The organism is Paenarthrobacter sp. TYUT067 (genome assembly GCF_023656375.1).
Lineage (GTDB): Bacteria > Actinomycetota > Actinomycetes > Actinomycetales > Micrococcaceae > Arthrobacter.
Genome location: NZ_JAMOIT010000020.1, coordinates 34,095 through 53,435 on the forward strand (window position 1 = coordinate 34,095; position 19,341 = coordinate 53,435).

The 19,341-nt window shown below is 61.7% G+C and carries 17 protein-coding genes and 2 tRNA genes; 11 read left to right on the forward strand and 8 right to left on the reverse strand.

The window, feature by feature from the left end; genetic code table 11:
- Positions 1 to 2 precede the first annotated feature (2 nt).
- Complete coding sequence (locus tag MOD31_RS17285; protein ID WP_284705487.1) at positions 3 to 479, reverse strand: globin; 477 nt, start codon at positions 477 to 479, stop codon at positions 3 to 5.
- Positions 472 to 1,170 (reverse strand): mechanosensitive ion channel family protein, encoded by a 699-nt coding sequence (locus MOD31_RS17290; protein WP_142938988.1) that lies wholly within the window; start codon positions 1,168 to 1,170, stop codon positions 472 to 474. The genes MOD31_RS17285 and MOD31_RS17290 overlap by 8 nt, the downstream gene beginning before the upstream one ends.
- An 87-nt stretch (positions 1,171 to 1,257) precedes the next feature.
- Here MOD31_RS17290 and MOD31_RS17295 point away from each other — a divergent pair, with 87 nt between their 5' ends.
- On the forward strand, positions 1,258 to 2,271 hold the full coding sequence (locus tag MOD31_RS17295) for an NAD-dependent epimerase/dehydratase family protein (protein ID WP_250821206.1): 1,014 nt from the start codon (positions 1,258 to 1,260) through the stop codon (positions 2,269 to 2,271).
- On the opposite strand, the gene MOD31_RS17300 is transcribed toward MOD31_RS17295, so the two are convergent.
- Both MOD31_RS17300 and pepN read right to left on the reverse strand, forming a co-directional pair.
- Complete coding sequence (locus MOD31_RS17300) at positions 2,268 to 2,747, reverse strand: OsmC family protein (protein ID WP_142938990.1); 480 nt, start codon at positions 2,745 to 2,747, stop codon at positions 2,268 to 2,270. The two genes, MOD31_RS17295 and MOD31_RS17300, sit on opposite strands and share 4 nt — an antisense overlap.
- A 58-nt stretch (positions 2,748 to 2,805) precedes the next feature.
- Complete coding sequence (gene pepN / locus MOD31_RS17305) at positions 2,806 to 5,367, reverse strand: aminopeptidase N (RefSeq protein WP_223940432.1); 2,562 nt, start codon at positions 5,365 to 5,367, stop codon at positions 2,806 to 2,808.
- A gap of 131 nt (positions 5,368 to 5,498) precedes the next feature.
- Here pepN and MOD31_RS17310 point away from each other — a divergent pair, with 131 nt between their 5' ends.
- The 3 genes from MOD31_RS17310 (at position 5,499) to MOD31_RS17320 (ending at position 7,952) form a co-directional block, all read left to right on the forward strand.
- Positions 5,499 to 6,494 carry a hypothetical protein gene (locus MOD31_RS17310; RefSeq protein ID WP_166840503.1) on the forward strand — a complete coding sequence of 332 codons (996 nt, stop codon included), beginning with the start codon at positions 5,499 to 5,501 and terminating at the stop codon, positions 6,492 to 6,494.
- A gap of 88 nt (positions 6,495 to 6,582) precedes the next feature.
- Positions 6,583 to 7,065, forward strand: a complete 483-nt coding sequence (locus MOD31_RS17315) for a ribose-5-phosphate isomerase (RefSeq protein WP_011775062.1) — start codon at positions 6,583 to 6,585, stop codon at positions 7,063 to 7,065.
- A complete protein-coding gene (locus tag MOD31_RS17320; RefSeq protein WP_250821207.1) occupies positions 7,065 to 7,952 on the forward strand; it encodes a DNA glycosylase in 888 nt (295 codons plus the stop codon). Before MOD31_RS17315 ends, MOD31_RS17320 begins: the two co-directional genes overlap by 1 nt.
- Before the next feature lie 55 nt (positions 7,953 to 8,007).
- Here the strand turns inward: MOD31_RS17320 and MOD31_RS17325 are convergent.
- A tRNA-Gly gene (locus MOD31_RS17325) sits at positions 8,008 to 8,081 on the reverse strand.
- A 128-nt stretch (positions 8,082 to 8,209) separates the two neighbouring features.
- Here MOD31_RS17325 and MOD31_RS17330 point away from each other — a divergent pair.
- From MOD31_RS17330 to MOD31_RS17355, 6 genes are all read left to right on the forward strand, one after another.
- Positions 8,210 to 8,284: transfer RNA gene (locus MOD31_RS17330), tRNA-Pro, on the forward strand.
- Positions 8,285 to 8,352: 68 nt separating this feature from the next.
- On the forward strand, positions 8,353 to 9,735 hold the full coding sequence (gene tig / locus MOD31_RS17335; protein ID WP_250821208.1) for a trigger factor: 1,383 nt from the start codon (positions 8,353 to 8,355) through the stop codon (positions 9,733 to 9,735).
- A 220-nt stretch (positions 9,736 to 9,955) separates the two neighbouring features.
- A complete protein-coding gene (locus MOD31_RS17340) occupies positions 9,956 to 10,567 on the forward strand; it encodes an ATP-dependent Clp protease proteolytic subunit (RefSeq protein WP_014922040.1) in 612 nt (203 codons plus the stop codon).
- 38 nt (positions 10,568 to 10,605) lie between these two features.
- On the forward strand, positions 10,606 to 11,265 hold the full coding sequence (locus tag MOD31_RS17345; protein ID WP_142938995.1) for an ATP-dependent Clp protease proteolytic subunit: 660 nt from the start codon (positions 10,606 to 10,608) through the stop codon (positions 11,263 to 11,265).
- Positions 11,266 to 11,447: 182 nt separating this feature from the next.
- On the forward strand, positions 11,448 to 12,737 hold the full coding sequence (gene clpX / locus MOD31_RS17350) for an ATP-dependent Clp protease ATP-binding subunit ClpX (protein ID WP_024816917.1): 1,290 nt from the start codon (positions 11,448 to 11,450) through the stop codon (positions 12,735 to 12,737).
- A 78-nt stretch (positions 12,738 to 12,815) separates the two neighbouring features.
- Positions 12,816 to 13,460: a DsbA family protein gene (locus MOD31_RS17355; protein ID WP_142938996.1), complete on the forward strand. Its 645-nt coding sequence runs from the start codon at positions 12,816 to 12,818 to the stop codon at positions 13,458 to 13,460.
- 32 nt (positions 13,461 to 13,492) lie between these two features.
- On the opposite strand, the gene MOD31_RS17360 is transcribed toward MOD31_RS17355, so the two are convergent.
- Together MOD31_RS17360 and valS are read right to left on the reverse strand one after the other, a co-directional pair.
- On the reverse strand, positions 13,493 to 14,368 hold the full coding sequence (locus MOD31_RS17360) for an Fpg/Nei family DNA glycosylase (protein WP_250821209.1): 876 nt from the start codon (positions 14,366 to 14,368) through the stop codon (positions 13,493 to 13,495).
- A 343-nt stretch (positions 14,369 to 14,711) separates the two neighbouring features.
- Positions 14,712 to 17,333: a valine--tRNA ligase gene (gene valS / locus MOD31_RS17365; protein WP_250821210.1), complete on the reverse strand. Its 2,622-nt coding sequence runs from the start codon at positions 17,331 to 17,333 to the stop codon at positions 14,712 to 14,714.
- 73 nt (positions 17,334 to 17,406) lie between these two features.
- On the opposite strand from valS, the gene MOD31_RS17370 reads away from it, so the two are divergent.
- Positions 17,407 to 18,198, forward strand: a complete 792-nt coding sequence (locus MOD31_RS17370) for an SDR family oxidoreductase (protein ID WP_142938999.1) — start codon at positions 17,407 to 17,409, stop codon at positions 18,196 to 18,198.
- A 61-nt stretch (positions 18,199 to 18,259) separates the two neighbouring features.
- On the opposite strand, the gene MOD31_RS17375 is transcribed toward MOD31_RS17370, so the two are convergent.
- Positions 18,260 to 19,324, reverse strand: a complete 1,065-nt coding sequence (locus MOD31_RS17375) for an endonuclease/exonuclease/phosphatase family protein (RefSeq protein ID WP_250821211.1) — start codon at positions 19,322 to 19,324, stop codon at positions 18,260 to 18,262.
- Positions 19,325 to 19,341 lie beyond the last annotated feature (17 nt).

A 19,341-nucleotide genomic window follows, 5' to 3' on the forward strand; every position in this document is an offset into this window, starting at 1 on the left:
GACTAGGCGCCGGCTGAAGGACTGTTGATCATGGTCAGCGCAGCCCGCTCCATGTAGTCCCACAGGGTGCCTTCATGCAGCGGCGACAACTCCAAAGAGTCAACGGCCTTGCGCATGTGGAACAACCAACGCTCTTTGGCTTCGGGTGTCACCCGGAACGGCATATGGCGCATGCGCAGCCGTGGGTGGCCGCGTTCTTCGCCGTAGGTTGTGGGGCCGCCCCAGTATTGCTCCAGGAACATCAGGAAACGGCGTTTGGCAGGTCCGAGGTCTTCCTCCGGGTACATGGGCCGCAGCAAAGGATCCGTGGCAACGCCGTCGTAGAAGACATCGATGAGCTTGACGAACGTTTCATGGCCGCCAACTGCGGCGTAGAAGCTGTCCGTGTAAGCAGGTTGGCTGAACGGATCGTTCTGCATCAGCTGGCGTCGGGGGCCGGTCTGCGGAGTCGGTGGCTGCCCACTTGCAGTGTTACTCATTGGACTTCTCCTCGGCTTTGGTGACGCGCGGTGCGCCTGCTGTGACGGTGGCAGCTGCTGCGCCGGGTTGGTCGCCGGTGTCCGGTGTTTCCAACGGCACGTAGTCGCCCTGTGATCGGTTGCCCACGCGGAGGATTTCGCCGTTGCGCAGATACCAGATGGCTCCGTCCTCAGCACGGACCCGCGTAATGCGCAGTCCCACCGATTCAACGGTACCAATCACTTCACTGGTGACGATGACATCGCCGATCCCGTACTGATCCTCAATGGTGATGAAGATTCCGGCGAGGAAGTCGCGGATCAGCTGCTGGGCACCGAAACCAATGGCGACACCCAGGATTCCCACGCTGGTCAAGAGTGGTGCGACATCAACGTTCATGTACTTGAGGACGTAGATGATGACGATCACCACAACAACCACGCTCACCAAGCTGGTCAACAACGTGCCAATGGTTTCGGCGCGTTGCGATCGGCGTTCGTGGTCCAGCGCGCGGATGGCCGGTTGGACCCACTTGAAATGCGGTTTTTTGAAGAAGGAACTGCCGGCGGACACTCGTCGCGTGATGCGCAGGATGATGAACCGGGCCACGACCCACACAGCCAGGCCCACGCCCAAGGTGATGAGGATGGACATCAGATCGATTTTTTCAGGTTCCAAGGTGATGGTTTCTGCAAGGGGGATGGAGGTCAAGGTGGAATAACTCCCTGTCGTCGGCCCGTGTTCGCCGGGCGCGGAACACTCTGTCCACCTACAACCCTAGCGCCGTAGCGTGACGGTATGCGCATCCTGGTCTTGGGCGGCACCGCCTTCCTGTCAGCAGAAATTGCCCGGCAGGCTGTTGCTGCCGGGCACGACGTCACCTGTTTGGCACGTGGTACTTCGGCTGGACCGCCCGACGGCGTCACGTGGGTCAGGAGCGACCGCGCCTTGGGTGCCGCAGCCTTCGCCGACCTCGAGGGACACTGGGACTCGGTGGTAGAGGTGTCCCGCGATCCGGTCCAGGCCCGTGAGGCCCTCGAAGCGTTGAGTGCAGGAACAGGGCATTGGACGTTCGTCTCCAGCTGCTCGGTCTATGCAGACCATTCCATACCTGGTGCCGATGAGGGCGCTACACTGCTCGAACCCCTGCCGGCGGGTCAGGCAGGGGCCCCGGAAACTTATGGGGAGTCCAAGTCGGCGATTGAGCAGATGACGATTGCTGCCGTGGGGGAGAAGGCGCACATCGTCCGTGCCGGACTCATTGGGGGACCAGGGGACGGGACTGACAGATACGGCTACTGGCCGGCTCGATTCGCTGCGAACACTGACCCTGTCCTGGTCCCGGATATCCCGGACGCCGCCACACAGATCATTGATGTCCGGGACCTCGCGGCGTGGGTTCTACAGTCCGCTGAACAAGGGCTGGCCGGTACCTACAACGCCCTGGGAGACGTGGTGCGGTTCGAGGACTACATCGACGAGTCGCGGCGGGCTGCTGAAACCGCAGTGGGTGATCGTGCCGCTGAGGAGGTCATCCGGGCTGATGAGGACTGGCTGGTGGGCCATGGCGTGGAGTACTGGGCAGGTCCGGATTCCATGCCCCTCTGGCTGCCGGAAGGCCACGATGGCTTTCAATCGCGGACCAACCGCGCCGCACGGGAGCGTGGCATGGCCCTGCGCCCGTGGCAGGAGACCTTGGCAGCCACGCTTGATGATGAACGTCAGCGAGGCTTGGACAGGGATCGTAAAGCCGGGCTGCGCCGTGACTCTGAGCAGAGGCTCGTGGCACTGTGGCGCCGTGAACAGCGTTAGGCGGCGGCCGTCGTCGTGAGCGGTTCGTGGAGAACCGGGAAGTTGACGCTGCGGGCAATGAAGCAAACCTGGTTGGCTTCATGATGAAGCTGCGGGACCACGTCTGCGTGGGCGGGATCGGTAATGGTGACGTGCGGCCTCAACGTGACACTTTCGAACTGCCCGCTGCCGTCCCGGTTGAGCTTCATGAGGCCTTCGGCTTTGTCCTCGTAACCGGTCACCACCACACCGTGTTTGACGGCCACATGCAGGAAGGACAGCATGTGGCACTGGGAGAGTGCTGCGAGTAGCAACTGTTCCGGGTTGTAGCGGGTCCGGTCCCCATGGAAAGTGGGATCTGCTGAACCTTTTAGCGTCGGAAGGCCATTGATTTCAACGTCGTGATCCCGGGAATACGCCCGATACCCGGCAGTGCCTTCACCGAGGTTTCCGGTCCAGCGGACAGTCAGTGCGTAATGGTGTTCGTGGAGGCCCATGCGGACAGTTTAGCTTTGGGGTGCCCACTATCCGCACGGGCCTCACACGGGGCGGGGCTTAGACGTCCGCTGCCCTTGCCCGCAGGGCCCGGGCCACGCTGTCGCGGTTTTCCAGCATCATTCGGCGCAGTGCTGCGCTCTCCTCGGGAAGTCCGGCCAGGAAGGCATCGGTGCGGTCCACCGTAGCTTGTGTTGTGAGCTGTGCCGGGTAGAGACCCACCACGATCTGCTGTGCCAAGGCATGGGTGCGTTCCTCGACGATTCCAGGCACTGCCTCAAAATACTTCTCCGCGAAAGGCTCCAGCAAGGCGGTGTCCGTCACGCGCATGAAGCCGGCCACCGCTGAGGCTTGCAGGGCGTTGGAGAGGTCCCCCTTGACCACGATTGAATCCCAGGCTGCTGCCTTTGCCTCCGGCGTGGGTATGGCCGCCTTGGCCAGTGCTGCCGCGTTGTGGCCGTTGGAAGTGTTGTCGCGGGAGAGTTCTTCGTCTATGCGGGCCTGATCCTTCCGTCCGCCGGCCACCAGCGCCGTGAGGAGCTCCCACCGCATGTCCTGGTCGATAGAGAGGCCCTCGAGTGTCTCCGTGCCATCCAAGAGGGCCTGAATACGGTCAAACTGCCCGCCACTGCGTGCCAGCTGGGCGAATGACTTGGCGAACTGCAGTTGGGCGTCCGAGCCCGCCGCCGCGGACGAAGCGAGGTCCCACAGTTTGTCTGCGGCCGCAATCGTCGAGGCAAGCTTGTGTTCTGCCGCAACGAAGTACGTCAAGGTGGTGGCGAGCTGGCGCAGCTGGACCAGGATCACCGAGGAGTCCGTTTCCGAGGCGATGTTCGCCAGGATCAGATCAACATAGCCGCGGGCGGGGGTTTCCCCGTCACGGGCTGCATCCCATGCCGAGCCCCACACCAGAGTGCGCGGCAGGCTGGCTGCGAAGTCTTTCAGATGGGCTTTGGCGGTGGCGAGGGAGTGTTCGTCCAAGCGGACCTTGGCGTAGGCGAGGTCGTCGTCGTTGAGCAGGATCAAGTCCGGCCGGGCTTTGCCCACCAACGCGGGTACTTCTGTGCGGGGGCCGTCGACGTCGAGTTCCTCGCGATGCGTCCGCTCCAGCTTGCCGTCGTCGGAGAGTGAGTAGAAGCCGACGGCGAGTCGGTGCGGGCGGAGGGTGGGCTGTTCCTCGATGGCAGTCTGGAGGATCGCGAAGCCGGTGATGGTGCTGTCACCGGCAACTTCCAGCTCGGGCGCCAGGGTGTTCACGCCGGCAGTTTCGAGCCACAGCTTGCCCCATGCGTCCAGGTCCCTGCCGCTGGCGGCTTCGAGTTCCACCATGAGGTCGGCGAGCTCGGTGTTCTTCCAGGCGTGCTTGGCGAAGTAGGAGCGGACGCCGGCCATGAACTGTTCCGGACCCACCCAGGCCACCAACTGCCGCAACACCGAGGCGCCCTTGGCGTAGGTGATGCCGTCGAAGTTCACCTCCACGTCTTCAAGGTTGTTGATTTCGGCGAAGATCGGGTGTGTGGTGGGAAGCTGGTCCTGCTTGTAGGCCCATGACTTCTCCACGGAGGCGAAAGTGGTCCAGGCCCGGTCGAATTCCGTGTTTTCCACGGCGGCCAGGTGCGACATGTATTCGGCGAAGGATTCGTTGAGCCAGAGGTCGTTCCACCAGCGCATGGTCACCAGGTCCCCGAACCACATATGCGCCAGTTCATGCAGGACCGTGATGGCGCGACGTTCAATCTGGGCGCCTGTGACTTTTCCGCGGAAGACGTAGCCTTCCAGGATGGTCACGGCACCGGCATTTTCCATGGCTCCGGCGTTGAACTCCGGGACGAACAGCTGGTCGTATTTCTCGAACGGGTACGGGAACCCGAACTGTGCCTCGAAGAATTCGAAGCCTTGGCGGGTCAGCTCGAAGATGTTGTCCGCATCGAGGTACTGCATGAGCGACTTGCGGGCAAAGACTCCCAACGGAATCACCCGGCCGTCGGAGCTGGTGACCTCGGAGCGAACTGATTGGTACGGCCCGGCGATCAAAGCCGTGACGTAGGAGGACAGGCGCGGGGTGGAGGCGAAGTTCCACACGGACCGTGCGGTGCCATCGCCGGCAGCAGGAGCTTCAACGGGAACCGGGGTGGGGGAGTTGGAGATAACGTCCCAGTGCGATGGCGCAGTGACCGTGAACGTGAAGCTGGCTTTCAGGTCCGGCTGCTCGAAGACTGCGAACATGCGGCGGGAGTCGGGAACTTCGAACTGCGTATACAGGTAAACCTCGCCATCCACGGGGTCTACGAAGCGGTGCAGGCCTTCCCCGGTGTTCATGTACGGAGCATCCGCCACCACCACTAATTCGTTGTTCGCGGCCAGGTCAGGGAGCTGGATGCGGACGCCGTCGGAGACCTCAGCCGGGTCCAGTTCCGTCCCGTTCAAGGTCACACTGTGGACTGCCGCCGTGATGGCGTCGATGAACGTCGACGAACCCGGCTCTGCAGAAAACCTAACCACCGTAGTGGAGCCGAAGGTCTCTGAACCTTGAGTCAGGTCCAGGGTGACGTGATAAGACTCGACGTTGAGCAGTTCGGCGCGTTTGGCAGCTTCGTCGCGCGTGAGGTTCAGGCCTGGCAAGTGGTGCCTCCGAAGATTTGGGATGGCCGGCCTGTCGTGGCCGGACGCTGGTGTGAAGCCATTCTTTCACTCCGCGCCGGGAAGGCAAGGAGCGGACACCACAGTGTCGCCCTACGGAGTAGCGTTGGACTATGGCATCGTTCCGGGAAACTCTGGATTTCCGCGCACTGAGGTTTGCGGTTGCCTTTCCGCTGCTTCTTGCCGTCGGGTTTGTGGTGTGCGCCCAGATGTTGCGCAACGAGCTCCCCAATCCTGTTGCGGTGATGTGGAACGCCGACGGCGGCAGTTCTTTCGCGCCGTTCGGCGCCTATGTGGCTGGCGGCGCTGCCCTCATCATTTTCTGCGGCTGGGCAGTCTTTCTTCAAGCAGTGTCAATAACCAGGCCTGTAGTCATGCGGCGGGTCATGATGGGCCTGGGCCTGACGGTAAGCCTCTTCATCACCACCGTGGTGGCGGCCGGACTAGTGGGCCAATCAGGTCTGCCGGACGCGCGCGAGTCCCATGTGGACCCCATTGTGCTGGCCATGGGCAGCGGCGCCGCCGTGGCTTTGGGCGTGGTGATGATGTTCGCGTTCAAGCCGGACCCGCGGTGGACCCGGGAGGATGACGTGGCGCTCGAAGAAGAGCTGCGGCTTCTTGAAGATCCCGATCTTGCCCGCGATACGCTCCGGCTGTGGGTGCATGCCAGGAGTTCCGTCTTCATCATGATCGTTGTCTCGGCATTGTTCCCCGCTGCACTGATAGCGGTGGCTGTCCCATGGCTTGGGGCCCTGGTTGCGGCGGCCGCGTTGGTGGGCGCAGGGTTCCTGTTCGCGAGGGTGCGGGCTGATCGTGGAGGGCTCCAGGTATTCGCCGGCGGGATCGTACGCGTCTTGACCGTACCCGCCGTCGACATCGCCGCAGCCGCCCCCGCAGAGGTCAAGGCCGCAGATTATGGCGGGTGGGGCTGGCGGCACCACGATGATGCCACCGCGATGCTGGTCGGCAGTGGCCCGGCCGTCGTCGTAAGGAAACTTAACGGTGGCCGGGTGGCGCTGAGCGCCGGCACGCAGGCATCCGCGGACAAACTTGCGGGAGTCTTGAACCGGGCGGCGCATCGTGCCCGGGGCGACGGGCCGCCCCTATAACCCCGGTAGCGGTACCCTAGGTAGCGCATCCCTCATCGTCGGGCCCGGCCGCACGCCGCACCCGCGCGCCAGAAAGAATGGACTTCCTGTGACTACACCCCGCGTCCACATTGCTACAGACCACGCCGGCATGGAACTCAGTGCCCACTTGGTCAGCCACCTCACGGCCAAGGGCTACGAAGTGGTGGATCACGGGCCCAAGGAGTACGACGCCCTGGATGACTACCCTTCTTTCTGCATCAATGCCGGCCTTGCCGTTGTTGCAGACCAGAAGGCCGGAGTGCACGCCCTTGGCATTGTGCTGGGCGGCTCGGGCAATGGCGAGCAAATTGCTGCGAATAAGGTCAACGGCGTCCGCGCTGCCCTGGCCTGGAACCTCTCCACTGCAAAGCTGGCCCGCGAACACAACGACGCCAACGTCGTAGCTGTTGGCGGACGCCAGCACACCGTCGAAGAAGCCACCGAGCTCATTGAGGCCTTCCTGCAGGAGCCCTTCAGCAACGACGAACGCCACGTTCGCCGCATCGGAAAAATCGCGGTGTACGAAACCACCGGCGAGATCGTCGAGTAGTGCCTGAGGGGCATTCGGTCCACAGGCTGGCCCGCCAATTCCAGGACGTCTTTGGGGGCCGGCGTCTGGAAGTTTCCAGCCCGCAAGGCAGGTTCACGGCGGGCGCGGAGCTCCTCACCGGGCACATCCTGGTTGACTCCACTGCCCACGGAAAGCAGCTCTTTCTCAGGTTTGACCACGATCTCTTCCTCCACGTCCACCTGGGTCTTTACGGGGCGTGGAGTTTCGGCGGCGACAGTACCTTCACGGGTGCGTCCAGCATCGGCGCCCCGCGGCGCATCGGTGAACGGGAAAGCGCCTCTGTGGCGGACGACGATGCGTACGACGGCCCGCCCCCGCCGGTAGGCGCAGTGCGCGTCCGCCTGGTCTCTGACCACGGTTGGGCCGATCTCCGGGGCGCCACCACGTGTGCAGCCATCACCGCTGCTGAGGCTGCGGCCGTGCTGGCGCGCCTGGGCCCGGATCCGCTGCATAACCGGCCCGGAGACCGTGATGAGTTCATTCGACGCCTGCGTCGGCGTAAGACGGCAGTAGCGCTGCTGATGATGGACCAGTCGGTGCTGGCCGGGGTGGGGAACATCTACCGGGCCGAAGTCTTGTTCCGGCAGGCTGTGGACCCGTGGACGCCGGGAAGCGGCATTGATGCCGAAACGGCTGGTCGGCTCTGGGATGACACCGTGGTCACCATGTCGGACGGCGTCCGTGATGGACGGATTGTTACGACGCCGTCCACGCTGTGGACCGGCGGTGGTGTGATGGCGTCCGACGCCGACGCCCACTTTGTTTATAAGCGCCAGGGCCTGCCCTGCCGCGCCTGCGGGACGCTGGTGGGGGTAACTGAAATTGGCGCCCGCAAACTCTACTGGTGTCCCGGCTGCCAGGTTTAGGAAAGTTCCTGGTCAAAAAAAAGGGCCCCGATCCGTGGATCGGGGCCCTTTTGTATGGAGGGGACGACGGGAATCGAACCCGCGTAATCAGTTTGGAAGACTGAGGCTTTACCATTAAGCTACGTCCCCAGGACGGATATCCTTGTTTTGGACATCTTCCCGGTGGCTGTTCAAGCCGGGTACAACTAAACCTAATTCCGGCCGCAGTGTCAAATGTGCATTCTTGGCCCGCTTGCCCGTAGACTGTCCTGTGCCTTCGGGGTGTAGCTCAGCTTGGCTAGAGCACCTGCTTTGGGAGCAGGAAGTCGCAGGTTCAAATCCTGTCACCCCGACTCTGTGTTTGTGTCTGTTCAGGGGCACAACAGAAACCCATACCCACGAAATCAGGAGTACTTAGACTGTGAAGAGCGCTGTCGAGAACCTCACCGCAACGCGGGTCAAGCTCAACGTTGAGGTTCCCTATGAGGAACTTAAGCCGAGCATCGATGCCGCGTACAAGACCGTTGCTTCGCAGATCCAGGTTCCCGGATTCCGCAAGGGCAAAGTTCCCTCCAAGCTGATCGACCAGCGCGTTGGCCGCGGCTACGTTCTGGAGACCGCCATCAACGATGGCCTCAATGGCTGGTACCAGGCCGCAGTCCAGGAAACCGGTGTTCGGCCCCTGAGCCGTCCCGAAGTTGAAATCACCGAGGTTCCGGATCCGTCCGCAACCGATGGCGAGCTCAAGTTCCAGGTGGAGATCGATGTCCGCCCCGAGATCGAGCTGCCGGACTACGCCGGCATCAAGGTTGAGGTTGCTGCTGCGGAGTCTTCCGAAGCTGATGTCGACAAGGCGCTGGACGAACTTCGCGGCCGCTTCGGCACGCTGAAGTCCGTTGAGCGTCCTGCCAAGAACGACGACTTCCTGACCATCGACATCACCGCCACAATTGACGGCGAAGACATCGATTCCGCTTCCGGCCTTTCGTACCAGGTTGGTGCCGGCACCATGCTCGAAGGCCTTGACGAAGCCGTGACCGGCCTGTCGGCCGACGAGGAAGCAATCTTCGAGACCACGCTGGTTGGCGGCGACCACGCCGGCGAGGCCGCTCAGGTGAAGGTTGTTGTCAAGGCCGTCAAGGAGCGCGAGCTCCCCGAGGCAAACGACGACTTTGCGCAGCTTGCCTCCGAGTTCGACACCCTCGCTGAACTTCGTGAGGACCTCGCCAAGCAGGCTGCTGATTCCAAGGTAGTGGAGCAGGGCGTTGAAGCTCGCGATAAGGTTCTTGACAAGCTCGTTGAGCTGGTTGAGGTTCCTGTTCCCGACTCCGTGGTTGAAGAGCAGATCGAGGCTCACTTCAACCCGGAAAACGCACACGGCGAAGGTGACCACGACACCGAGGAGCACCGCGCCGAAGTCAAGGCCAACACCGAGCGCGCCTTCCAGAACGAGATCATCCTCGACGCCATTGCGGACAAGGAAGAAGTGGACGTCAGCCAGAACGAGCTGATCGACTACATCGTCACCACCGCAAGCCAGTACGGCATGGACCCCAACCAGTTCGCCCAGATCATCGATCAAAGCGGCCAGGTTCCCATGATGGTTTCCGAGGTCCGCCGTCGCAAGGCCCTGGCAGTTGTGCTGGGCCAGGCAGAGGTAGTGGACTCCGAAGGCAACAAGGTTGACCTCACCGACTTCGTCCGCCCTGCAGGCGAAGCAGCAGCCGAAGAGGACGCAGCAATTGAAGCAACCGAAGAAGCTGAGGTTTCCGCAAGCGATGACCCCGCAGCAGTGAAGTTCTAGTCAACGACTCCTACCGGCCCCGGATCACATGATCCGGGGCCGGTTTGCTTTAAGGCTGAACAGCGGTCCTGATCGCCGACGTGCGCCGTCAGCGAACAGTGCGATTTCAGCGAACAAATCGCCCGTGAAAACGGTTAGTGTCCAAGTAGTGAAGTTCAGTGAGGTCACTGGCACCAGCGAGAGGTAAGTACTTATGTCACAGCAATCAGAGGCTCCCCGGATGGCAACTGTCGATCCCGCAGCCCAGGACAACTACATCTACAACCGCCTGCTGAAAGAGCGCATCATCTGGCTCGGCTCTGAAGTCCGTGACGAGAATGCCAATGCCATCTGCTCTCAGCTCCTCCTCCTCTCGGCTGAAGACCCTGAGAAGGACATCTACCTGTACATCAACTCCCCGGGTGGTTCCGTGACCGCCGGCATGGCGATCTACGACACCATGCAGTTCATCCCGAACGACGTCGTCACCGTGGCAACGGGTCTGGCCGCCTCCATGGGCCAGTTCCTCCTGTCCTCCGGAACCAAGGGCAAGCGTTACGCGACGCCCAATGCCCGCATCCTGATGCACCAGCCCTCGGGTGGCATCGGCGGCACCGCCTCGGACATCAAGATCCAGGCAGAACTGATCTTGCACATGAAGAAGGTCATGGCCGAACTCACGGCAGAACAGACCGGGCAGTCCGTGGAGACCATCCTCAAGGACAACGACCGCGACAAGTGGTTCACCGCGACTGAGGCATTGGAGTACGGCTTCTTCGACAAGATCTCGGCGCATGCCGGTTCTGTTGCCGGTGGCGGCGGAACGGCCAACCAGTCGAACTCCGAAAACTAACCGGCACAAGAACCACTGAAACCCCAGGAGTAAAGAACATGAACTACAACTTCGGATGGTCTGCCGGTAATCTCCCGTCCAGCCGTTACGTCCTGCCCCAGTTCGAGGAGCGCACGCCTTACGGCTTCAAGCGCCAGGACCCGTACACCAAGCTGTTCGAGGACCGCATCATCTTCCTCGGTGTACAGGTGGACGACGCTTCCGCTGACGACATCATGGCCCAGCTGCTGGTCCTTGAGTCGACTGATCCGGACCGCGACATCACCCTGTACATCAACTCGCCGGGTGGCTCCTTCACGGCAATGACGGCCATCTACGACACCATGCAGTACATTCGTCCGGAGATCCAGACGGTGTGCTTGGGTCAGGCAGCCAGCGCGGCCGCAGTCCTCCTTGCCGCCGGCACGCCCGGTAAGCGTCTGGCACTGCCGAACGCCCGCGTTTTGATCCACCAGCCGGCGCTTTCCGGCGGTCAAGGTGGACAGGCGTCCGACCTCGAGATCCAGGCGGCGGAAGTCATGCGCATGCGCACCTGGCTTGAAGATACATTGGCACACCACTCGGGCCGTACGTCCGAACAGGTCAACAATGACATCGAGCGAGACAAGATTCTTACCGCTGCGGATGCCCTGAACTACGGTCTCATTGACCAGGTTCTGGACTCCCGGAAGATCAAGCCCCAGGCAATCACCCGGTAGCACACGGATTTGGACGCCGGTGCGGTTCACGAAATATGGACCGCACCGGCGTTCTGTTTCCACCCAAGCAGCCCATTGTGACCTAGAGTGGATCTTGTCACGGTGGTGCCAGCCGCGGCGCAGCCGCACACTTGAGTACGGCGCGGAGCCGCATCACCCGCATGCAACGAAGGGATTCACACATGGCTCGGATTGGCGAGAGCACGGATCTGCTGAAGTGTTCTTTCTGCGGAAAGAGCCAAAAGCAGGTACGGAAGCTGATTGCCGGGCCCGGTGTATACATCTGCGATGAGTGCATCGAGCTTTGCAACGAGATCATCGAGGAAGAGCTCGCGGAAGTTTCCGATCTCGGCAGTTTTGAACTGCCCAAACCTCGTGAGATCTTCGACTTCCTGCAGGAATATGTGATCGGCCAAGAGCCGGCCAAGCGTTCCCTTGCGGTAGCTGTCTATAACCATTACAAGCGCATTCAGGCCGGTCACGCTCCCAAGGCCGGCAGCCTCGGTGAGGGATCCCATCACGAGGATGTGGAGATCGCCAAGTCCAACATCCTTCTGATCGGCCCTACAGGCTGCGGAAAGACCTACCTCGCCCAGACTCTCGCCCGTCGGCTCAACGTGCCGTTCGCCGTGGCCGACGCCACTGCCCTGACGGAAGCAGGCTATGTTGGCGAGGACGTAGAGAACATCCTCCTCAAGCTCATCCAAGCCGCTGACTATGATGTCAAGAAGGCCGAGCAAGGCATCATCTACATCGACGAGATCGACAAAATCTCCCGTAAGAGCGAGAACCCGTCCATCACCCGCGATGTATCCGGCGAAGGCGTGCAGCAGGCTCTGCTCAAGATCCTTGAAGGCACTGTGGCCTCTGTTCCACCCCAGGGTGGAAGGAAGCACCCGCATCAGGAATTCATTCAGATCGATACCACCAATGTCCTGTTCATTGTGGCCGGAGCCTTCGCGGGACTGGAAGACATCATTGGTTCGCGTTCCGGCCGCAAAGGCATCGGATTCGGTGCGCCGCTCAACGAAGCCCGGGACAACGTGGATACTTACGGCGAAGTTATGCCTGAGGACTTGCTCAAGTTCGGGTTGATTCCGGAATTCATCGGCAGGCTCCCGGTCATCACTACGGTCTCCAGCCTGGACCGGCCGGCATTGATTCAGATCCTGTCCACGCCAAAGAACGCCTTGGTGAAGCAATACCAGAAGATGTTCCAACTTGATGGCGTGGAGTTGCAGTTTGACGACGACGCCCTGGATGCCATAGCGGACCAGGCTCTTGAACGTGGCACGGGCGCACGTGGCCTGCGGGCCATCATGGAAGATGTATTGCTCCCCGTCATGTTCGATCTTCCCAGCAGAGACGACATCGCAACCGTGGTGATCACGGCCGACGTCGTTGCCAAGACAGCACAGCCCACCATGATTGCCCACGACGTAGTGGCAAAGCGGCGGAATAAGTCCGCCTAGACTGCCGTTGGAAAAAGGGAGCGGCTTGGTTGCGAGCTGCCTTTAAAGCCACGTTTCCACTCTTCCGAGGAGTTCTCTGTGTCCGAACAGCTTGTGTCTGAAGTGACCGCGTCCCACAAAACCGTCAACAAGGCAGATTTCTGGTTCGATCCCGTCTGCCCCTTCGCGTGGATTACCTCGCGTTGGATCGGTGAAGTGGAGCAGGTGCGGGGCATCGAGACCGAATGGCACGTCATGAGCCTTTCCGTGCTGAACGAAGGCCGCGATCTACCTGCCGACTACAGGGCCATGATGGACGACAGCTGGGGGCCCGTTCGTGTGATCATCGCAGCGCAGGAGCTCCACGGCAGCAGTTACGTCAAGCCCCTCTACGATGCCATGGGTGAACAGATCCACCATGAGGGCAACAAGGACCGCGCATCCGTGATTCAGAAAGCCCTGGCGGACACCGGGCTTCCCGCGGACCTGGCACGTTTTGCCACTTCCGATGAATATGATTCCAAGCTGCGCGCCAGCCACGAGGCCGGAATTTCATTGGTCGGCCAGGATGTAGGAACTCCCGTGGTATCCGTCAACGGCACGGCGTTCTTTGGTCCGGTGCTCACCCGCATTCCGCGTGGCGAGGAAGCCGGGAAGATCTGGGATGCAACCGTGACTCTGGCCGGCTACCCGCACTTCTTCGAGTTGAAGCGCAGCCGCACTGAAAGCCCTGAATTCAACTAACGGCTTGTTGCCCTCCAGAGGACATGACCGGCCTACTTGAGGAACCGTGACGTACGCCGGTCGGCGAGGATCTTCCCGTTGGTCTGGCAGGTGGCGCAATACTGAAGCGAGGTGTCCGCGAAGGACACCTCGCGGACGGTATCCCCGCACACCGGGCAGGGCTGACCGGTTCTGGCATGGACCCGGAAGTTGCTGCGCTTGGTGTCTTTAAGCTCGTTGGAAGGTTTGCCGGCTGCTGCGTTGACGGCGCCGACCAGAACCTCCTGCATGGATTCATAGAGGCGGGCCACCGTTGCCTGGTCGAGGGACTTGGCGGTGGCGAACGGGGAAATCCTGGCGGCGTGGAGAATTTCGTCGCTGTAGGCGTTGCCAATCCCTGCGATCACGCTCTGGCTGCGCAGCAGGCCTTTGATCTGTTGCGAGCTGGAGCCCACAATGCCGGCCAGTGCGTCCAGGTCAAAATCGGGGCTCAGGGGCTCCGGTCCCAGCGTGGCTATTCCCGGAACGTCCTGAGGATCCTTCACCACGTAGATGGCCAGGCTCTTCTTGGTTCCTGCTTCGGTCAGATCCACCCCGATGTGGGCATCGTCGGCAGGCCTGTGGAGCAAGAGCCGTGCCGAGATGTTGCTTTTGCCCATGCGCAGCCCTGCAGATGACGGGTGTTCGGTATACCTGACCCAGCCGGCTTTTGCCAAGTGGAAAATAAAGAACAGTCCATCGGCGTCCAGGCATACGAACTTGCCGATGCGGTGCGCACCAAGGATGGTCCGGCCTTCGAGTGCAGTGGAAGGGGGATCGGCCGTCTTGAGTGCAGAGAAGGAGTTGATGCGGACCTCGGTCAGCACGGCTCCATGGAGTTGGGTGTCCAAGTACATGCACAGGCCGTGCACTTCGGGGAGTTCCGGCATGGTCAATACTCTGCCACAGCTGGCCTTCCAGCGGCACACAAACTACAGGTTTGTAGTTCTCGCGAAAGCCTTGTGCATCAACCCCAACGGGACAACAATGGTTCTTACCCACTTCGAAAGAAGAGGGACACGGAAACCAAAGATTCAGTGATTGCAACCGACGCAGCCTTTGGCAAAGTTGGAAGCAACCTACCAGTGATGAGGTAGGAAGACCTGAAATTCCAAGGATTCCGCCAGACTGTCAAGTCATCACCAGACAGCCGAAAAGTCGAAGCCCCACCAACGGCAAAACGCTGATGGGGCTTCCCCTTTGCCCGAAATCCCTGGATGGGACCGACTCTGGCTACGACGCGGGCTGCTCCTCGACAGGTGCCAGGACAACATCGCTGACTGTCAGTTCGCCTTCGCCGGACTGAAGAGTGATCTCCTGTGCGTTCGCGGCTGCCTTCAAGTCACCCAGGCCGGCCTTCAACTGGGCTACCAGCACTTCCGAAGCGGTAATGGATGCCGAAAGCACCTCGGTGCGCTGCTTGACCTTGGCCTCGGACTTTGCCTTGCGGATACCGCTGAGTGCTACGCCCACGGTGCCGAGCATGGTGGTGTCACCATCGGTGATCTCCAAGGCTGCCGGCCACTGTGCGCGGTGAACTGATCCGGTGCGCCACCAGCCCCAGACCTCTTCGGTGGCGAAGGGCAGGAACGGTGCGAACAGGCGCAGCAGGGAGTCAAGCGTTGTGGCCAAGGCGGCCAGGACGGATGCCTGCTCGGTTTCGCCAGCGGCACCGTAGGCACGGTCCTTGATGAGCTCCACGTAGTCGTCCGTGAACTGCCAGAAGAAGGACTCGGTGATCTGGAGTGCACGGGAGTAGTCGTAGTTCTCGAATGCCTTGGTGGATTGGGCAACGACGTCGGACAGTTGAGCGAGCAGCGCACGGTCCAACGGGTTGGTCAGCACGGAGAGGTCGCTGGACACCACCGAGTTCTCAGTAGCACCGAGGTTCAGCACGAACTTCGAAGCGTTCAGCAGCTTGATGGCCAGGCGGCGGCCGATCTTCATCTGGGCAATCTCGTAGGCCGTGTCCGCACCGAGTTTTGCTGACGCTGCCCAGTAGCGCACGGCATCCGAACCGTACTCGTTCAGCACATCCGTGGGCACCACCACGTTGCCCTTGGACTTGGACATTTTCTTCCGGTCCGGGTCAAGGATCCAGCCGGAGATGGCCGCGTGCTTCCACGGGGCGCTCTTCTGCAGGGCATCGGCGCGAACGGCAGAGGAGAACAACCAGGTGCGGATGATGTCGTGTCCCTGCGGACGGAGGTCGAACGGGTAGACCTTGGAGAACAGGTCCTCGTCGCGGCTCCAGCCACCCACAATCTGCGGGGTCAGGGAGGACGTTGCCCAGGTATCCAGCACGTCAGCGTCGCCTGTGAAGCCGTTGGGCTGATCGCGCTGTGATTCCTCAAAACCAGGTGCGGCATCAGCGGCAGGGTCCACGGGGAGCATCTGGTCCGAAGGCAGGATGGGGTTGTCGTAGTCCGGGTTGCCCTGGGCATCCAAGGGATACCAGACGGGAATCGGCACACCAAAGAAGCGCTGGCGGGATACCAGCCAGTCGCCGTTCAGGCCGGCGATCCAGTTCTCATAGCGTGAGCGCATGAACGCGGGGTGGAAGGTGATTTCCTGACCCCGGCCGATCAGGCGTTCGCGGCGTTCTTCGTCGCGCCCACCGTTGCGGATGTACCACTGCCGGGAGGTCACAACTTCCAGGGGCTTGTCGCCCTTTTCGAAGAAGTTCACCGGGTGGGTGATCTTCTTGGGTTCGCCATCAAGCAGGTCCGCTGCCTTGAGCAGTTCAACCACGGCTTCCTTGGCGGAGAAGGCAGTCTTGCCGGCGATCGCGGCGTAAGCTTCCTTGCCGGCCTCGGTGGTGATCCACTCCGGGGCTTCGGCAATGATGCGGCCGTCGCGGCCCATGATGGCGCGGGTAGGCAGCTGAAGTTCACGCCACCAGGTGACGTCGGTCAGGTCACCGAAGGTACAAACCATGGCGATACCCGAGCCCTTGTCCGCCTTGGCGAGGGGGTGGGCCTTGACCTCGAGCTCCACATCGAACAGGGGGGACGTGACGGTCTTGCCGAACAGCGGCTGGTACCGCTCGTCGTCGGGGTTTGCCACCAGAGCCGCGCACGCCGCGAGTAGTTCCGGGCGCGTGGTTTCGATGAAGATCTTTTCGCCGTCTTCGGTGAAGAACGGGTAGCGGTAGTAGGCGCCGGCAACTTCGCGGTCCTCAAGTTCGGCCTGTGCCACCGCGGTGCGGAATGTCACGTCCCACAGTGTGGGGGCTTCGGCCATGTACGCGTCACCGGCAGAGAGGTTCGCCAGGAAGGCACGCTGGGACACCGCACGGGAAGTGTCGTCAATGGTGCGGTACGTGAGGTCCCAGTCCACCGAAAGGCCGAGCGTCTGGAACAGGTTCTCGAAGACTTTCTCGTCCTCAACGGCGAGTTCTTCACACAGTTCGATGAAGTTCTGGCGCGAAACGACGTCGAAATCGCGTTGGTTCTTGGCCGGCTGTGCCGGGGGCGTGTAGTCGGCCTTGTAGGGGATGGCGGGATCGCAACGCACACCGTAGTAGTTCTGGACTCGGCGCTCGGTGGGCAGTCCGTTGTCGTCCCAACCCATGGGGTAGAAGACGTTCTTGCCGGTCATGCGCATGTAGCGGGCCTGGACGTCAGTCTGGGTGAAGGAGAACATGTGGCCCACGTGGAGCGAGCCGGACGCCGTGGGCGGGGGAGTGTCGATCGAGTAGACCTGCTCCCGGGTGGTGTCCGGGTTGAACTTGTAGGTTCCTTCTTCGAGCCAGCGCTGCGTCAAGGCAGCCTCAAGGCCTTCAAGGGCCGGCTTGTCGGGAACGTTGATGGGGGCGGTGGCGGGCGTGTCTGTACCCTGCGTTGATTCAGCCATGGGTCAATTGTTTCATGGCCTGGCGTTACAGCCCGCCCGTCAAGGGAGCCCACGCCCCGGATAAGGTTGTTCCATGACTTTGCCAGCGCACAGCACGCCTTCCGGACAGAACCCAAGGAACAACAAGACGGCGGTGGTCACCGGTGCCAGCACCGGCATTGGCGAGGCCACAGTGAAGGCGCTCGTATCCGCCGGATGGAAGGTCTTCGCCGTGGCGCGCCGGGCGGACAGGCTCGACGCCTTGAGCGCGGGCACTGGCGCCGTGCCGTTTCCCGCCGACATCACCAACGACGACGACGTCGCCGCCTTGCTCGCGGCCGTCACCGAGGCCGGAGGTGCTGACACCCTCATCAACATCGCCGGCGGCGCACGCGGCGCTGACACCATCGCCAACGCTGACACCGAAGATTGGGATTGGATGTATCAGGTCAATGTCCTGGGCACCATGAAGATCACCCGCGCCTTCCTGCCCATGCTGCGGGAACACGGCGAAGGAACCGTCCTGAACCTCACATCCACCGCAGGGCTGTCCGCCTACGAGGGCGGCGCGGGCTACAACGCCGCCAAGTTCGCCCAGCACGCCATGACCAACGCCCTGCGCCTTGAAGAGGTGGGCAACAACGTCCGGGTCATCGAGGTGGCTCCAGGGCTGGTACAGACCGAAGAGTTCGCGCTGAACCGCCTCGGCGACAAAGACGCAGCGGCCAAGGTCTACGCCGGGGTCGAGAAGCCCCTGACCGCTGATGACGTGGCAGATGTGGTCAACTACGCCGTCTCACTTCCTCACCACATCAACCTCGACCAGATCGTGGTCCGCCCGGTGGCGCAGGCCGCCAACCATAAGCTGGTCCGCAAAGAAGGCTAAAGACGTTGCCAAGCCGCTGTGACGTCGTTGGCCCACGACGGTTTAGCGGCTTGGCGACGAGCTAATCGGCCGGAATGATCAGCCGGGCCATGATGGCTGCGTGATCGCTCCCGGGAACCTGGTGGACGGAGTAGTCGCTGCTGCTGATTCCGGGCGAGGTGACCATATGGTCGATCACGATGCCCGGAAGCGGTAACCCTTCCATGGGCCATGTGGGAGAAAGCCGTCCCCCGGAGGCTGTTCCGACGTCCACTAGCTTCGTGCCTCCCTGTTGACCTGCCAGGGTTCCTTGCCGACCCAGTGCAGTATCCAGCATGGCCCGGAACTCGGAGTGATCGTACGTGGCGTTGTAGTCGCCCATCAGCAGGTGACGTCCTGGGCGGGATGCTTGGCGGGCCACTTTGTCCAAGTCGCTTCGCCACTGACCGATTCGCTCATCAACGGGCGGAAGGGCGTGGACATTGGTGAGGTTCAAGGTGGCCGTTGTACCGGCCCCCGCATCCGTGACCAGTACCCGCGTGACGTCCATCCGGAACGGGGTATCAGGCAAAAGTCCCATGGCCTCGAGTGGAAACACCGAATACACGGCCCCACCGGAGGCGTCCTCACTGGGCTCACTGAGCCGGTTGGGCAGCAGTTGATCCAAGCCCTCGGACTGCAGGCGGTCCTCAAGTCCCTGAGTGTGTTCCTGGATAGCCAGCAGTTGAATGCCGTTCTCACGGACAAGCCGCACGATGCTCGCGGCATCCGCTTCCCCGTATTCAGAGTTCAGGCTCATCACTTCCACCGGGACGGATACAGTGCCTGCAGGTAATGCTTCCGGCTTTCCAGCGTCCAATGGGAACAGCCACAACAGCTGGACTGCCAACAGCGCCGTCGTCGTGAAGATGACCCAAAGCCTGCGCCCCACCACAGCAAGCGCCACGGCAAACGCTGCCGGAAGCACCATCCAAGGTGTGAAGGACAGCAATTGCACCACGATGAGGGGCCATTCCACAGGGATTGCCCGGAACATTGATACCCCCGCCACCGGCATCACCATCAGCAGAGCCAGCACGGACCATGCCACCGAAGGCTGGCGTCGAGCCGGTCTGGTTGCTGGAGGGGCGGGGGATGGGTGCGTCATGACCTCGAGTCTATGCA

Bases quoted from the DNA above. Each gene is read 5' to 3' on its own strand.
- MOD31_RS17375 (WP_250821211.1), bottom strand. From the start codon at position 19,324: ATGACGCACCCATCCCCCGCCCCTCCAGCAACCAGACCGGCTCGACGC.
- MOD31_RS17300 (WP_142938990.1), bottom strand. From the start codon at position 2,747: ATGGGCCTCCACGAACACCATTACGCACTGACTGTCCGCTGGACCGGA.
- MOD31_RS17295 (WP_250821206.1), top strand. From the start codon at position 1,258: ATGCGCATCCTGGTCTTGGGCGGCACCGCCTTCCTGTCAGCAGAAATT.
- valS (WP_250821210.1), bottom strand. From the start codon at position 17,333: ATGGCTGAATCAACGCAGGGTACAGACACGCCCGCCACCGCCCCCATC.
- MOD31_RS17360 (WP_250821209.1), bottom strand. From the start codon at position 14,368: ATGCCGGAACTCCCCGAAGTGCACGGCCTGTGCATGTACTTGGACACC.
- MOD31_RS17340 (WP_014922040.1), top strand. From the start codon at position 9,956: ATGGCAACTGTCGATCCCGCAGCCCAGGACAACTACATCTACAACCGC.
- MOD31_RS17370 (WP_142938999.1), top strand. From the start codon at position 17,407: ATGACTTTGCCAGCGCACAGCACGCCTTCCGGACAGAACCCAAGGAAC.
- MOD31_RS17345 (WP_142938995.1), top strand. From the start codon at position 10,606: ATGAACTACAACTTCGGATGGTCTGCCGGTAATCTCCCGTCCAGCCGT.
- MOD31_RS17310 (WP_166840503.1), top strand. From the start codon at position 5,499: ATGGCATCGTTCCGGGAAACTCTGGATTTCCGCGCACTGAGGTTTGCG.
- MOD31_RS17285 (WP_284705487.1), bottom strand. From the start codon at position 479: ATGAGTAACACTGCAAGTGGGCAGCCACCGACTCCGCAGACCGGCCCC.
- clpX (WP_024816917.1), top strand. From the start codon at position 11,448: ATGGCTCGGATTGGCGAGAGCACGGATCTGCTGAAGTGTTCTTTCTGC.